At 66.6% G+C, this 15,391-nt stretch carries 10 protein-coding genes and 1 pseudogene; 5 read left to right on the forward strand and 6 right to left on the reverse strand.

Features of this window, described 5'->3' with window-relative positions:
• Positions 1-1,302: an MFS transporter gene (locus ACQY5K_RS15705; protein WP_428117131.1), complete on the forward strand. Its 1,302-nt coding sequence runs from the start codon at positions 1-3 to the stop codon at positions 1,300-1,302.
• Between the two features lie 102 nt (positions 1,303-1,404).
• On the opposite strand, the gene surE is transcribed toward ACQY5K_RS15705, so the two are convergent.
• On the reverse strand, positions 1,405-2,220 hold the full coding sequence (gene surE / locus ACQY5K_RS15710) for a 5'/3'-nucleotidase SurE (protein ID WP_428117133.1): 816 nt from the start codon (positions 2,218-2,220) through the stop codon (positions 1,405-1,407).
• Positions 2,221-2,405: 185 nt separating this feature from the next.
• On the opposite strand from surE, the gene ACQY5K_RS15715 reads away from it, so the two are divergent.
• A complete protein-coding gene (locus ACQY5K_RS15715; RefSeq protein WP_428117136.1) occupies positions 2,406-3,230 on the forward strand; it encodes a metallophosphoesterase family protein in 825 nt (274 codons plus the stop codon).
• A gap of 79 nt (positions 3,231-3,309) precedes the next feature.
• Here the strand turns inward: ACQY5K_RS15715 and ACQY5K_RS15720 are convergent, their stop codons facing one another.
• Both ACQY5K_RS15720 and ACQY5K_RS15725 read right to left on the reverse strand, forming a co-directional pair.
• Positions 3,310-5,301 carry an ABC-F family ATP-binding cassette domain-containing protein gene (locus ACQY5K_RS15720; RefSeq protein ID WP_428117139.1) on the reverse strand — a complete coding sequence of 664 codons (1,992 nt, stop codon included), beginning with the start codon at positions 5,299-5,301 and terminating at the stop codon, positions 3,310-3,312.
• Positions 5,302-5,348: 47 nt separating this feature from the next.
• Positions 5,349-6,266 carry an LLM class F420-dependent oxidoreductase gene (locus tag ACQY5K_RS15725; protein WP_419920990.1) on the reverse strand — a complete coding sequence of 306 codons (918 nt, stop codon included), beginning with the start codon at positions 6,264-6,266 and terminating at the stop codon, positions 5,349-5,351.
• 266 nt (positions 6,267-6,532) lie between these two features.
• Here ACQY5K_RS15725 and ACQY5K_RS15730 point away from each other — a divergent pair, with 266 nt between their 5' ends.
• Positions 6,533-8,218 (forward strand): ABC transporter substrate-binding protein, encoded by a 1,686-nt coding sequence (locus tag ACQY5K_RS15730; protein ID WP_428117142.1) that lies wholly within the window; start codon positions 6,533-6,535, stop codon positions 8,216-8,218.
• Between the two features lie 209 nt (positions 8,219-8,427).
• Here the strand turns inward: ACQY5K_RS15730 and ACQY5K_RS15735 are convergent, their stop codons facing one another.
• The gene (locus ACQY5K_RS15735) at positions 8,428-10,044 is read right to left on the reverse strand and encodes an FAD-binding oxidoreductase (RefSeq protein ID WP_428117145.1); all 1,617 of its coding nucleotides are present in this window, start codon (positions 10,042-10,044) and stop codon (positions 8,428-8,430) included.
• 54 nt (positions 10,045-10,098) lie between these two features.
• The gene (locus ACQY5K_RS15740; RefSeq protein ID WP_428117148.1) at positions 10,099-11,337 is read right to left on the reverse strand and encodes an acyl-CoA dehydrogenase family protein; all 1,239 of its coding nucleotides are present in this window, start codon (positions 11,335-11,337) and stop codon (positions 10,099-10,101) included.
• Between the two features lie 68 nt (positions 11,338-11,405).
• On the opposite strand from ACQY5K_RS15740, the pseudogene ACQY5K_RS15745 reads away from it, so the two are divergent.
• Both ACQY5K_RS15745 and ACQY5K_RS15750 read left to right on the forward strand, forming a co-directional pair.
• A pseudogene (locus tag ACQY5K_RS15745) lies at positions 11,406-12,458 on the forward strand (LLM class F420-dependent oxidoreductase); the annotation flags it as partial.
• 97 nt (positions 12,459-12,555) lie between these two features.
• Positions 12,556-12,975 (forward strand): YbaK/EbsC family protein, encoded by a 420-nt coding sequence (locus tag ACQY5K_RS15750; protein WP_428117150.1) that lies wholly within the window; start codon positions 12,556-12,558, stop codon positions 12,973-12,975.
• Positions 12,976-13,022: 47 nt separating this feature from the next.
• Here ACQY5K_RS15750 and ACQY5K_RS15755 read toward each other — a convergent pair whose 3' ends face one another.
• Positions 13,023-15,338, reverse strand: coding sequence for an MMPL family transporter (locus tag ACQY5K_RS15755; RefSeq protein WP_428117153.1), 2,316 nt, complete (start codon positions 15,336-15,338; stop codon positions 13,023-13,025).
• Between the last annotated feature and the right edge of the window lie 53 nt (positions 15,339-15,391).

Below are 15,391 nucleotides of genomic sequence, written 5' to 3' on the forward strand. Positions count from 1 at the left end.
ATGACACAGTCCATGTCGGCCCCGGGCGACCAGGCCGCCTACCTCCCCGGCTCGCCCGAGCGCGCCGAGCTGGCACGGCGCACGGTTCGGGTGCTGCAGGCCGGCGTCATTCCCGGCGGCTTGGCGATGACCGCGTCGTTCTCCGCCTCGACACTGCTCGCCCAGCAGATGACGGGCAGCGAGACGAAAGCCTCACTCGCAGCGGTGTGTCTCAGCATCGGCGGCACGCTCGCCGGCCTGCCGATCGCTGTGCTCATGGCACGTCACGGCCGCCGGATAGGGCTTCGTGCCGGCTACCTGACGGGCGCAATCGGCGCGACGCTGGCACTGCTCTCGGCCTTCGCCGGGCGCTACTCGATTCTCGTGATCGGCATGGTGCTCATCGGCACCGGCCAGGCAGCGAACCTAGCGTCTCGCTACGCCGGGGCAGACCTCGCGACCGACGAGAATCGAGCGAAGTCGATCAGCTTGGTGCTGTGGGCCAGCACGGTCGGCTCGGTGCTCGGGCCCACTGTTGCGCTCGGTGTCAAGGGCTTGCTCGCCGACAGCGACTCGCTTCGAGGCTTCGCATTGCCGTACGCGATGGCGCTGGTTCTGTTCGGAGTCGCTGCGTTCACGATCTCGAGTCGCCTGCGCCCCGACCCCTTGCATGTCGTGGCTGCCGACGCGGGTGCTGTGAGCGTCAAGCTGCCGAGCCTGTCCGAGGCCGGTCGAATCCTGGCGCACCCGGTTGCTTCGGTCGCGCTCATCGCAATGATGCTGTCCCAAGCCGTGATGGTGGGCATCATGACGGTGTCGCCGATTCACATGGCTCAAGGCGATCAGAACGAGCTGCTCATCGGCGTCATGCTGTCTCTGCACATTGCGGGCATGTTCGCCTTCTCGCCGTACGTCGGCTGGCTCGTTGACCGAATCGGCGGCCAGCCGGTCATTGTCATCGGAGCGATCGTGCTCGCGTTCGGTGCACAGACTGCCGCCAACACCGATGCTGCTCATGCCACTGGGCATCTGTCAGGTCTGTTCTTCGTGGGCATCGGCTGGAGTTGCTGCGTGGTGGCCGCAAGCTCGCTGCTCACCGTGTCGTTCTCGGTGGAGCGTCGCGTCAGCGTTCAGGCCACCGCCGATGTGCTGATGACTGCGCTCGGCGCGGCCGCCGGCGTGGGTTCTGGGCTCGCAGTCGAGCACCGCGACTACGGCGATCTGGCTCAATGGGGAACGATCGTGGCGTTGACGCTTGCGGTGGTTGCAGTAGTGGGGGTAGTACGGCGCATTCGAGTGAACGGCTGGCGCGTCAACGTCTGAACGAGCACTCCGCAGCGGCTTGGCTGGGGGTCGCTGAGAGGCCTCCGCGATGAGATCTCTGCGATGGGGCCTCCGCGACGGAGACCCCCCGATTCGGCGGTGTCAGAACAGCCCGTCGAGGCAGGCGGCGAGTTTCGAATCCACCGGCGGTGTCTCGGCGGCGATCCTGGACAGAAATGACACGGAGATCCGATCGTGCACCACGGCGCCCGTGTCGATCTCGATGGGCAGGTCGACGGCATCGCCCCAGTTCATCGCCACGCGGAATGCCTCGGTATTGTCCGGGTGAGGCTCGAGGTTGACTGAGGTGATCGACCGCGGCGGCTGGGTGCCGACCTCAGTGAAGCGCCACCCCTTCATCTCGGACACTTCGAGGTTCGGCACGTTCAAGTTGACGGCCCACACCTCTCGCTGATGGTCGGCCAGCAGGCCGCCCAGCACGACGCTCGCGATCTCGGCTGCCGAGTGCCACTTCTGGTCGGCGATGGCGTCCTCCCAGCCCTGCCCCTCGACACCGAAGCCGTCGACAGTCTGGCTGACCGCCAAACCCGGAATATTGCCGTTCCGGCCCGTCAGCACTGCGCCCACCGTGCCCGAGTGGTACACCGAGCGGCCCACGTTCGCGCCGGGATTGATGCCCGACACGACGAGGTCGACGGGTCCGAATGCTCCGAGGCGGGCAAACATCACACACAGCGCCGGTGCCCCCGAGACTGCCCAGGCATCGGCAATGCCTTCGAACCGGACCTTGTGCACCTGCGGATCCATGATGTGCAACGGCCCGATGGCAGCTCCGGCGCCCGAATACTCCGAATCGGGAGCCACGACCACGACATCGCCGTGTGCGGTCATGGCGCTGGCGAGCACGTGCAGGCCCTCGGACTCGATGCCGTCATCGTTGGTCACCAAGATCCGCACCGTGTCGAAGGTAGCGCCCAGGGGTGACATGTGGATGTATGGCCCGCAAACGGGTGTAGTCGCACGGCTGACACCCGGTTGACAGGCGGTTCACCACTGTGACGAGTCGAAGGCTGGGGCAAAAGGCTGGGGCCGAAGTCTCGGGGCGAAGTCCCCGGCAGCGCGCCGTGGCAAGCTGTTTCGCTGTGAAGGGATTGGCCGAGACTGGGTTGCCGAAGGCGTTGCCCGAAACCGGACACACATTGCGGGTCCTGCACACATCCGATGTTCACGTGGGTCATGTCCGGGGACCCCACGGGACGCACCGCGATGTCTGTCAGTGCTCTATTCACGCCTTGGTCGAGACCGCCGCGGCCCACGACGCCGACGTACTGCTGATCGCCGGCGACCTCTTCGACCACGCTCGGCTGAAGCGGTCCGACGTTGCGCACACGATGAATCTGCTCGGTGACCTCGACGCGTCGGTCGTGATCATCCCTGGCAACCACGACGTCCATGACGAGCGGACGTTGTGGGGTACCCACGCCGACCATGAGCATCGGCTCGAGGTCACCGGCGCCGGAGTGATCTTTCTCGACGATCCCGAAGGCGCGACCCTGCACTTCGATGAGCACGACCTGACCTTGTGGGGACGGGCGATGGACTCACACGATTCGGACTACCGGCCCCTCGCCGGTGTGCCGCTTCGTCCGGATAGAGGCTGGTTCATCGCCGCAGGGCATGGTCATTTCCAACGGACCGCAGACGACGCGCACCGATCGTCGCCGATCGCCGCCGAAGAGATCGAGGCAACTGGGGCTGACTACGTCGCGCTCGGCCACTGGCACGTGACCACCGACGTGTCCGTCGGCGAGGTCATCGCGTGGTACCCGGGCGCCCCGATGGGCATGCCCAGCAACGGCACCGCGTGCTTGGTGACGTTCGAGACCGGTGTCGGTGATCGCGGTCGCAGTGTGTCGGTCGACCACGTTGATGTGACGCCGCCGGGCGAGGGCTGCGCGGGCTGGTAGTCCTCATCGCCGCAGCGGCAGACCCGAGTGAGATGACTGGCGCGCCCTCGACGTCGGCACCGTCGAGGTCGCGCCGCGGTTACAGCTGGGCGGTGATGCGGTCGATACGCCGTTGGAGCGCCTCGCACTCTGCCATGTGACGCGACGCCGCGGACTTGGCAGATCCGTAGTCCTCAGCGACTTTGCGGGCGAGGTCTGGGTCTTCGTAGGTGGCCGAGTCGCCGAGGCGAGCTTGCAGCTCGGCGATACGGTGTTCCGCGGCTTCCCAGAGTCGCTCGGCTGCAGCCAATTCCCGGCGCAGATCGGCGGTTGCGTCGTGCGCGCTCTGGCGTTGGCGTGCTTCGTCCCGTCGTCGTTCCGCCGCCGATGATCGACTCGACGAAGGGCGCGACGCAGCGGTAGTCGCCGCGGATCGGCTCGTTTGTTCCCGAGGCCTTGTGGTTCCGCCGGCGGTGCGCTTCGGACCGAGACCGGGCGGCCGGAGCAGGTCCTCGTCGACGCCCGGATGCCACCCCGCGGTGCCGTCGCGCACCACCACGAGCGAGTCGGCGACGTTGCGGATCAGGTGCCGATCGTGCGTGACCAGCAGGACCGTCCCGGGATACACCGACAGCGCATCCTCGAGCAGGTCGCAGCTAGGGAGGTCGAGGTGGTTGGTCGGCTCGTCAAGCACGAGCAGGTTGACCGGATTTGCCATGGTGATGGCAAGCGCCAACCGGGTGCGCTCGCCCCCGGACAGCTCTGCCACCTTGCGGTCAGCGGCATCGCCGGCGAATCCGAAGCCGCCGAGCATGGTGCGCACATTGCGGCCCGGCTGGACGCCGACAGACGCTGTGAATTCTTCTACCACCGTGCGTCGAGGGTTCATCACCTCGGCGAGGTGCTGAGCGAATGTGGCCATGTCCACGTTGCGGCCGCGGTGCATCTCGCCGCCGACCACGTCCAACTCACCTTGCAGGACGCGCAGCAGCGTGGTCTTGCCCGCGCCATTCGGTCCGACAACGCCGATCTTGGTGCCACGTTCGATGACCAGATCGACGCCGGTCAGCACGGGCTCGTCCCCGTCGGGATAGCCGATCGCAGCGCCGATGAGTTCCATCACGACGCGTGACGAGCGGCGCGGTGTGCCGAATCCGAACCGAGCCGCGAGCTCCTTGCGGTCGGGAACTTCGATCTCTTCAAGTTTGTCGAGCGCCTTGATGCGGCTCTGGACCTGGCGTGCCTTGGTGGCCTTGTACCGGAAGCGTTCGATGAATCGCTCGGTGTGCGCCCGGCGCCGCGACTGTGCGGCGGCTGCCGCCTCCGCGGCCGCCAATCGTTCCTCTCGGGCGGCGACGAATTCGGCAAAGCCGCCGACATGCTCGTAGGCGCCGACGCCGTCCATCTCGATGACCCGGTTTGCCACGGCGTCGATGAAGTCGCGGTCGTGGCTGACGAACAGCAGCGCGCCCGCCCACGCGGCGAGCTGGTCCTCGAGCCAGGCCACCGAGTCGACGTCGAGGTGGTTGGTGGGCTCGTCAAGGAGGAGGATGTCGGGCGCTGAAAGCAGCAGACGCGCGAGCGCCACACGCATCCGCCATCCACCCGATAGCTGCCGGACTGGCCGATCCGCGTCCTCGGAAGCGAAGCCGAGTCCCGCCAGCACACGGTGCGCTTCGGCTTCGAAGCCGTACCCGCCGAGCTGGCGGAAGCGGGCTTCGAGTTCGCCGTACCGCGACACCACGTCATCGTGGTCAGAGGCATCGACGTCAGCCATCCGCTCGGAGAGCCGCCCCAGCTCGGCCGACATCTCGGTGAAGTCGCCGGCTCCTGCGAGCGTCGTTTCCAGCACAGTGCCGTCGCCTGCCTCGTCGAGCTCTTGGGGCAGGTAGCCAATCCGGGTGCCGCCGCGGACGTGCACCTGGCCTTCGTCGGGCTGGCCGACGCCTGCGAGGATTTCGAGCAGAGTCGTCTTCCCGATGCCGTTGCCGCCCACCAGCGCAATTCGGCGTCCCGCCTCGAGTTGCACGTCGACATCGCTGAACAGCCGTCGCGGCGGATACGACTTGGCGAGCGAGGAAGCCGACAGCACGATCGAAGAGTGTGCCGCCGAACCGGCCCGGCTGGCGCCTCAGTGTGTCAATCGAAGTGGGGCGCGACGTCGGACATGAAGGCGCGCAGCGCGTCGAGACGGCCCGCGACGCCGCCGCGAGCGACAGGGTCGAGCACCAAGTGTGTGACGCCGGTCTCGGCGACCTGCGCGACGCTGTCGATCATCTGCTCGATGCTGCCCGCGATCGACACGGCCGGTTTCATGACTGCCGCCGGGTCGAGGTAGTAGCGAAGCGACAGTGTGATCTCGCTGCGGTCGCGACCGGCGACGTCACATTCCTCGCCGACGGCCGCCCATCCGGCGCCAACTTCGTCCAGCGTCTCGAACGCCGCGTGGAAGCCGTGTCCGAACTGCGCCACTCTCCGGTAGGCGGCCGCCGAGTTGCCTCCCACCCACACCGGCACTGGGTCCTGCACTGGCTTCGGCTCGAACCCGACGGTTGGGAATGAATAGAACTCGCCGTCGTAGCTGGGGTCGTCCTCGCCGAACAACCTCTGGAACACCTCGAGTTGCTCGTCAGAGCGCTTGCCACGCCGGTCCCACGGCATTCCCAGCACCTCAGCCTCCTCGCGCATCCAGCCGACGCCGACACCCAGGATCAGCCGTCCGCCCGACAGCACGTCGATGGTGGCCAGCCGCTTGGCAGTCTCGACCGGCGGTCGGTACGGCAGGATCAGCACGCTGAAGCCCAAGCGCAGGTTCTGGGTCACCGCAGCAACGAACTGCAGCGTTCCGATCGGGTCGAGCCAGCCCGTCTTGGGCGGCGCTGGGAACGAGCCATCGTCACTGTACGGGTACTGCGAGACGAGCTCGGCGGGCCAGCAGACGTGGTCCGAAGCCCAGCCTGAGTCGAAACCCAGATCGTCGACGGCGGTCGAGAACTCGATAAGCGCATCACGCGTAGCGATGTGGCCCAGGTGCGGCAGTGTGACTCCCCATTCCATGGCGGTCACGCTAGGCGGGTTGGCCCAACAGTGCTGTGGGGCCGGAAATGCCCCCCGACTCGCCGGTCAGGCTGTCGCGATGGGCCGCGGCGTAGAGCCGCGCCACGAAAATGTCATGGGATCGTCGCGACTCACGCAAGATGGCCGCGCGTATCGCGATTACTCTCGCGGCACTGACGCGACGGCCTTGCTCTGGGGGACGAGGACGAATCGATGCCCCAAGGGGTCCTGTCGTGGAATGCAATCCACCTAGGAGGGATGGACTGATGCAACTTTCCAAGAACCGACTGCTTCGCCTATTGGCTTTGCTCTTCGCGTTCTCGCTTGTCGCGGCCGCATGCGGCGGAGGCGATGACGACGACGACGGCGCTGCCACTGAGGCCGACGCCGAAGAGGAGATGGTCGAAGACGAGGAGATGGCCGACGAAGAGGACATGGCCGACGAAGAGGAGGAGATGGCCGGCGACGAGCCAGAGGAAGAGGCCGGCGGTCTCAGCCAGGACGTCGTCGAGCAGGCGTCGCAAGAAGATGACGAGATGGTCGACGACGAGATGGACGACATGATGGAGTTCGATCGCTCCACCATCGACGGCATCTGGGAAGAGGCCGAGCACAATCGTGCGGTCATCATCGAGGAGCTGACCGCGAAGATCGAATCCGGCGAGTACGGCGTCGGAGACGACAAGATCCTGCGTGGCGCCGCGGGCTTCACCATTGACCTCAACGAGTGCCCAGGCGACTGGTCGAACACCGAGGGCATTACCGATGACGAGATCCGCATCGGCCAGACGGGCCCGCAGTCGGGCACGCTGGCGCTGTACGGCAACGCTCGCTTGGGCTGGCAGACGTATCTCGGGCACGTCAACTCCGTGGGCGGTATTGCCGGTCGCAATGTCGTGATGAAGTCCTATGACGATGCCTATGTCGCCGCGCAGACCATCGAGTTCGTGGACGAGCTGATCGAGAACGACAACGTCTTCTCGATCCACACGCTGGGATCGCCGAACACGCTGGCCGTGTACGACACGCTGAACGCAGAGTGCATCCCACAGCCGTTCGTGTGGACGGGTCACCCGGCCTGGGGCGACCCTGAAATTCACCCGTGGACAACCGGCAGCATCCTGTCGTACTCGACTGAAGCGGTGCTGTGGGGCAACTGGATCAAGGAGAACCTTGCCGACGAGCTTCCGGTGGTCGTTGCGGGCCTGATCATGGACAACGACTTCGGTCTTGCCTACGAGCTGGGCTTCGAGGAGTACGCCCACAACAATCCGGATGTGGTCAGCGAGTTCGTCCCCGTGCGGCACGATCCTGCGGCACCGACCATCACCAACGAGGTCACGACGATTTCGGCGAACAACCCGGACGTGTTCATCTCGATGACGGCAGGCAATGCCTGCCTGCTGGCGATTCAGGAAGTCGCGGCCTCGGGTCTGAAGGAGGAGCTGTCCGCAGCGTTCACACCGTCGGTCTGCAAGGCGCCAGCGAGCTGGATTTCCCCTGCGGGCGATGACGGCAACGGCTGGCTGATCGTCGGCGGCGGTGTCAAGGACACCACCGACCCGGTGCTGATCGAGAACGATGCGTTCATCCAGTTCGTCCGTGCGAGCTTGGAGGCGAACGATCTCGATCCTGACATCGCGATGTTCGGCAACGGCTACATGATCGGCTACCCGTACGTCGAGGCGCTGCGCATCGCCGCAGAGCTGCCGGGTGGCCTGACACGCACGAACTTCATGCTGGCGGTGCGATCGATCAATATCCACCATCCGATATTCCTCGACGGCATCACGTTCGCCATGAACGGCAACGCCGACGCCTTCCCGATCGAGGGCACGGACTTCAGTCAGTACGACTCGAGTTCTGCGTCCTGGGTCGTGTCGCTCGTCATCGACGTGAACGGCGCCTCAGGCAACTGTGCCTGGGACAAGGACAACGGCGGCTGCCGCTAGGCAGGCGCTGCAGGTAGGCCGAGCGCGGTCCCTGTGAGGGACGGCACGGCAAGCACTCACTGACTGCGGTGGGGCCGGTGCCAGACGGCACCGGCCCCCAGTCAGGGAGTCGACAAGCATCAGCCACGGAGAGGGCCGATGGGCGTGTGGCGCCCGTGGGCCCTCGTTCCGTTCCGAGCAGGCCGACGACGGCGGCCGCTCGTCGCGTTCTAGGGGTCGATGAGGACGCCGGGGTTCAGGATGCCGTTGGGGTCGAGGCGCTTCTTCGCGGCTCGGATGGCCTCGGCGAACAGCTCGGGGCGCTGGCGGTCGTAGGCGTTCGGCCGGTGCATGCGGCCCACCGCATGGTGGTGGGTGGAGGTTCCGCCCGCAGACACGAGCGCTTCGTTGGCGGCGTCCTTGACGGACTGCCACTGCTCGAGCTCGCCGCCCTGGGTGCCCATGCCTGACCACGTGTAGTACGGCGCAGGGCCGTCGGTGTACACGTGGGTGAACCGGCACGACAGCGAGTGGTGCTTGCCGAACACCTCAGCCAGCACAGCGCCTACCTTTTCACGCACAACGGCGTCGAATTCGGGCCACTGGTCCCAGGTGATCGCGGTCTCGAAGGTGTCGTTGATGAGGCCCAGCGAGGTCTCGACACCATTGCCGACGCCGATGAACGCATTGCGCCACGCCCCGACGGCGCCGCCGCGACCCGTGGGAGTTCCCGTGCCGTCGTCGATGTGGATCTCGTCGTCAGGAAGGTGCCCACCGCAGTTGCGTGCGATCTCGGCTGCTTGTGCGATGTTGTGGCGCTGGGTCAGCTCTGCTGACTCGAACGACACAATGACCAGCGCATTCTGGCCGTCCATTCCAGCAGCCCGGCTGGCCTCTGCAGGGTCGAGAATTCGCAGATTGGCGGGCCACAGCTTTGCCTGGACGAGGTGTCGGACGGCCTCATATCCGGCTTCCCATGACGGGAACGTGATTCCGGCGGTGGCCCGGAACGTGGGCCGCTTCTGGATTCGCATCCACGCCTCGGTGATGATCCCGTAGATGCCCTCCGAGCCGATCACCATGCGGTCGGGGCTGGGGCCCGCCCCCGACCCGGGCAGGCGGCGTGACTCCCACCAGCCCGAGGGTGTGATCATCCGTGCCGATTCCACGAACTCGTCGATGTGGGTGTGATTGGTGGCGTAGTGGCCGCCGGAGCGGGTGGCGATCCAACCGCCGAGGGTCGAGAAACGGAACGACTGCGGAAAGTGCCGCAACGTGTGCCCGCTGGGGCGCAGCTGGTCTTCGAGATGCGGTCCGAACACGCCGGCTTGGATGCGAGCCGCGCGCGACACGTCGTCGATCTCGAGCACTTGGTCCAGCTGATCGAGCGAGATGATGACCGTCGGCCCGCGATCCTGCGGCGGCGCGAGGCCCCAGACCACCGACGATCCGCCTCCGTACGGCACGGCGATGTAGCCGTTGGCATCGCACCAGTCCAGCGTGGCTTCCACCTCGGTCTCGTTGCGAGGGTGAGCCACGACGTCGGGCGGATTGGGGAAGTCGAGGTTGAAGGCCCGCACGCGCTCGGTGAAGTGGGCGCCGTAGGCGTAACGGGCCCGGTCGTAGGTGCTCGTTGAGCACCAGTCGGCGACCGAGTCCGGAATCGGGATGCGCGGGGCGCGCAGATCGGCGTCGTCCACTGACGGCACCGGCTTGGCCGTGATCTGCGTGCCGTACTCGGCGGACAGCTTCGCTGCCAGTGCCGCCCGATCAGCGTCGGTCGGTTCTTCGGATTCCAGGCACCACGCCCAGAAGGACTTGCGGTCTGCCATTTCCCATGCCTCCATGTGCGTGGTCGTCAACCTATGCGCACAGTGTCACAGCACACCGCGCCGCGACGCTCAATCGTCGGCGAGCAGCGCCCGGCTGATGACGAGCTTCTGGATCTCGCTGGTGCCCTCGCCGATGATCATGAGGGGAGCATCTCGGTAGTAGCGCTCCACCGGATATTCGGTGCTGTAGCCGTTGCCGCCGTGAATGCGCATGGCGTCCAACGCCAACTCGGCCGCGGTCTCCGAGGCGAACAGCTTGGCCATGCCCGCAGCGAGATCGACCCGCTCGCCGGCGTCAGCCTTGCGTGCGGCGTCATAGGTCATGAGCCGTGCCGCGTGAAGCTTGGTTGCCATTTCGGCGATCTTGAATGCGATGGCCTGGTGCTTGGCGATGGGCTTCCCGAAGGCCTCACGCTCCTTGGCGTAGGCCACCGCGGCGTCGTAGGCAGCCTGGGCGACGCCGACGCCGCGGGCGGCGACATTGATGCGGCCCAGCTCCAGCGCGGCGAGTGCCCAGCGAAGCCCGTTGCCGATGCCCCCGGCACCATCGGGACCATCGCCGCCAAGACCATCGCCTCCAAGAATCCGGTCAGCGGGCACTCGGTGGTCCACGTAGGACATCTCGACGGTCTCGATGCCGCGGTACCCGATCTTGTCGATCTTGCGGCTGACGGTGATGCCTCCCGAGGTCTTGCCGGGCGTCTTGTCCACCAGGAAGCAGGTGATGCCCGAGCTGCCGGACGCGTCGCCTTCGGGCACGCGCGCCAACAGCGCCACGATGCCAGCGCGCTCGCCGTTGGTGACCCACATCTTCGTGCCGTTGATGACGAACTCGTCACCGTCGCGGACGGCTCGGCAGCGCAGGGCGGCGGCGTCGGAGCCGCTGTCGGGTTCGGACAGCGAGAAACAGCCGCGCAGCTTGCCGGTGGCCATGCGCGGCAGCGAGCGGTCCTGCTGGTCTGCGGTGCCGAACCGCGAGATGAGCTTGGCGCAGATGAGGTGGCTGTTGACGATGCCTGCGAGCGACATCCAGCCCCGCGAGAGTTCCTCGATCACTCGTGCGTAGGTGAGGTGATCGAGGTCGAGTCCGCCGTGCGATTCACCGATGGTCGCGCCGAACAGACCGAACGCCTCCATCTGTTCGGCCATCTCGGTGGGGTACTCGTCGGCAAGCTCGAGCGCCGAGGATCCCGGCACGACAACGTCATCCACCCAGCGACGCAACGTGTCGATGATCTCGTCGGCGGTGTCGTCGACTGAGGGGTCATTCGGGACTTTGCTGGCACCCGTGTGCGTGGCATCGCTCATGCGTTGGCCTGACGTCGGTGTGGTGTTGCTTCTAACATGCGCGCCGACCCCCCAGCGGATGGAGTACATCGATGAAGATATCCATGGCAATTGGAGCTGGTGCGAGCTTGGATCCCAAGCGGCTGAGTCGGCATGTGGCCGATCTCGAAGCTGCCGGCGTCGACATGCTGTGGGGCGGCGAGATCTACGGCTTCGACCTGGTCTCCACCCTTGCGTACGTCGCGGCCAAGACCGAGCGCGTGCAGCTGATGACCGGCATCCTGCCGATCTACTCGCGCAGCCCAACCATCATCGCCCAGACGGCAATGACGATCGACACCCTCTCCGAAGGCCGCTTCATCCTCGGCCTCGGCACCTCGGGACCGCAGGTGATCGAAGGCTGGCACGGCGTGCCGTTCTCGAAGCCGCTCGGGCGCACCCGTGACGTGATCGAGATCTGCCGCAAGGTGTGGGCAGGCGACAAGGTTGTCCACGACGGTCGTGCCATCAGCCTGCCCCTGCCCGAGGGCGAGGGCAGCGGGCTGGGCAAGCCGCTCAAGCGCATTGGCAAGCCGTACCGCCAGGACATTCCGATTGCGGTGGCCTCGATCGGGCCGCGCAACGTCGAGCTGACCGCAGAGCTGGCCAACGTCTGGCAGCCGATCCACTTCCTGCCCGAGAAGTTCAACGACGTGTGGGGCGAGTCTCTAGAAACCGGCGGTTCCCGTCGGGCCGACGACCTCGGCGACCTGCAGATCGTGGCCGGCGGCACCGTGGCGCTTGGCGACGGCCCGATGGTCGATTCGGTGCGCACGGGCGTGCGGAACAACGTCGGCTTCTACGTGGGCGGCATGGGCGCACGCGACAAGAACTTCTACAACGACCTGTTCAAGCGCTACGGCTACGTGGAGGAGGCCGAGAAGATCCAAGACCTGTTCCTCACCGGAAAGCGCGACGAGGCGTTCGCCGCAGTGCCTGCCGACTACGTGGACCGTGCGAGCCTCACCGGCGATCCCGAGCGGGTAAAGGAGCGTGTAGAGGTGTACCGCTCGGTCGGCGTGAGCTATCTGGACATCGACATCCCGCCCGAAACCGAGAACCCCCTCGAGGTCATCTCCCAGATCAAGGCGTGGGCTGAATAGCCAGACCGCGCACATGGCAGTGGCCGACAGCAATCACACGAGCTCGGGGCGCGCCAGCGCTCGCGAGCGATTCTTAGCCGGAGCACAAGAGGTGGGGATGGCGCCGGAGATCCTGCGCTTTCCCGAAGGCACGCGCACGGCCGAGCAAGCGGCTGCTGCGGTGGGCTGCGAGCTGGGCCAGATCGTGAAGTCGCTGGTGTTCCTGTGCGACGGCGAGGCCGTGCTGGCGCTGACATCGGGTTCCAACCGTGTGGACACAGCACAGCTCGGGAGCGTGCTCGGCGGAAAGATCACGCGAGCCGACGCCGACGGGGTGCGAGCAGCCACCGGCTATGCGATCGGCGGCACGCCCCCATTCGGCCACGCTCGTCCGCTGCGGGCAGTGGCGGACCGGGCGTTGCTGGGGTACGACACCGTTTGGGCGGCGGCAGGGACCCCCGACACAGTGTTCGAGCTGACACCCGGTGAGCTCGTACGCGCCAGCGGAGCAGAGGTCAACGACTTCGCGGTTGGTTGACCCTCAACGGCGGCGCTGTTCCCGCTGGGCGGCGTTGTGGTTTGCCCTCAGGCGGGCCGTTCCGACTGCTCACGCAGCTCGCCCTCGATACGAAGATTCGGGATGATCCGGTCGAGCCAGCGCGGCAGCCACCAGTTGCGGGCGCCGAGCAACTCCATGGTGGAGGGCACGATGAGCATCCGAACCAGCGTCGCGTCGATGGCGATGGCCGTCGCGAGACCCATGCCGAACAGCTTGACAACCCGATTGTCCTCCAGCACGAAGCTGCCGAAGACCACCACCATGATCGCCGCTGCGGCAGTGATGACCCTGGCGGTGGCGGCGAGGCCGTCGGCGACGGAGTTGACCGGGTCGCCGGTGCGCTCGTACTCCTCCTTCATGCGCGACAGCAGGAAGACTTCGTAGTCCATCGACAGTCCGAACAGGACCGCGAAGAGCATCATCGGGATGAAGGGCTCGATCGGCGCCGCTTCGATCCCGAGCACGCCGCCGAACCAGCCCCACTGGAACACGGCCACCAGCACGCCGTAGGACGCTCCGATCGACAGCATGTTCATGACGACGGCCTTGAGCGGCACGATCAGCGAGCGGAATACTGCCATCAGCAGCAGGAACGACGCTCCCAGTACTGCTGCGAAGAAGATCAGCATGCGCTCGGCGAGGAAGTCGCTGAAGTCGATCTGGAACGCCACCGCGCCGCCGACCAGGGCGTCGACGCCGGTGTCGTCGAGCGTGGCGGGAATCACGTTGTCACGCAGTAAGTGCACCAGCGCCTCGGTGTCGGCGTCCTGGGGGCCGGTGGTCGGCTGAACCCGGATCAGCGCCGCCCCGCCGTCGGGGCTCGGCACCGCCGGAGACGCAAAGGCGACGCCGTCGGACTGGTTCAGCGCCACCGAGAGCCCGTTGAGCGCCCCGAGATCGCCAGGGGCGGTTGTCTCGGCCACGATGAACAACGGGCCGTTCGCACCTGGGCCGAATCCCTCGGCCAGCAGGTCATAGGCCTTGCGTGTGGTGGTGTCGGGCGGGTAGTTGCCTTCGTCGGAGAAGCCGAGTCGCAGGCCAAGCACTGGGGCCGCCAGCACGAGGAGCACCGCCGTGCCACCCAGAGCGAAAAACCACGGGCGTGCCTGGACCACCCGGCTGAGGCGGTACCACGCTGTGTCCCGCAGCGCCTTCGGCTGGCGGTGCCGCAGGATGCGTCGCAGCGGGTTGCGGGCACCGCCGAACGCTCCGGCGATCAGCACCGCAGCGGCCGCAGGAAGCGCGGCGACCAGGGGACGGATGCCGGTGCCGAGACCTAGCAGGGCGACTGCCACCAGCGCCGCGGCTGCGATGCCGCGGACCCTCGTGGTGGTCATGCGGTCGCCGACAAGGCCCAACACGGCGGGAAGCACGGTCATCGAGCCGACCATCACGATCGCGACCGTGACGGCCGCAGAAAGTCCGATGCCGGCCACGAACGGCAGGCCGATGAGCAGCAGGCCCAGCAGCGACACCACCACCGTTGCGCCGGCGAACACCACCGAGCGGCCCGCGGAGTCCAGCGCTGCACCCACGGCCTCGGGGGGCTCAAGCCCCCGGCTGACCCACTCCCGGAAGCGGTTGAGGATGATCAGCGCGTAGTCGATACCTACGCCGAGGCCGATCATGACCCCCAAGGTGGGCGCGAACTCGGGCACGGTCACGGTGTTGCTCAGCGCCGTGATGGCCAGCACGCCGATGCCGACCCCAACCAGTGCCGTGCCGACCGTCACGCCCATGGCAACCACCGAGCCGACGGCCGCAATCAGCACGAACACCGCGAACGCGAGTCCGATGGCCTCGGTTTCGGGTGGCTCCTGGCGGGCCAGCCAGGAACCGCCCATCTCGACTTCGACGCCGTCCATCGAGCGCAGTCCGCTGGCATCGATGAGGTCGATGATCTCAAGGCCCAGAGTTCCGGCTTCGTCCACGTTGAAGCTGCGGCTGAGCTCGACGTCGGCGTAGGCGTACTTGCCGGCGCCCGGCCCTTGAGTGGCGATTCGGCGGCCGCCGTCACGGTCGTAGGGCGAACCGACCGTCACCTCGTCAATGGCATCGACCGTGGCGAGCAGTTCGGTCATGGCCGACCGCACGGCTGGGTCGTTCACGCCGGCATCGGCCTTGAGCACGATGGTGCCGCTGATGTTGGAGCCGACGCTGCCGAAGTGGTCTTCGAGCACGTCGGCGCCCCGGCTGCTCTCGGAGTCGGGTGTCGAAAGCGACGCACCGTAGGAGGCGCCCAGGGTGCCGGCGAGCACGGCGGCAGCCACTGCGAAGATCAGCCACGCTCCGAGGACGCGCCACGCGTGCCGGAAACACCATTGGCCGAGAGCTGAGTACACGGTCGTAGTCCTTCTGCGAGTGTGGGCGTCGTCGCGCCCAGCAAGGCGACCAG

It is taken from the genome of Candidatus Poriferisodalis sp. (assembly GCF_965262965.1).
In the GTDB taxonomy this organism is placed as follows: Bacteria; Actinomycetota; Acidimicrobiia; order Acidimicrobiales; family Poriferisodalaceae; genus Poriferisodalis.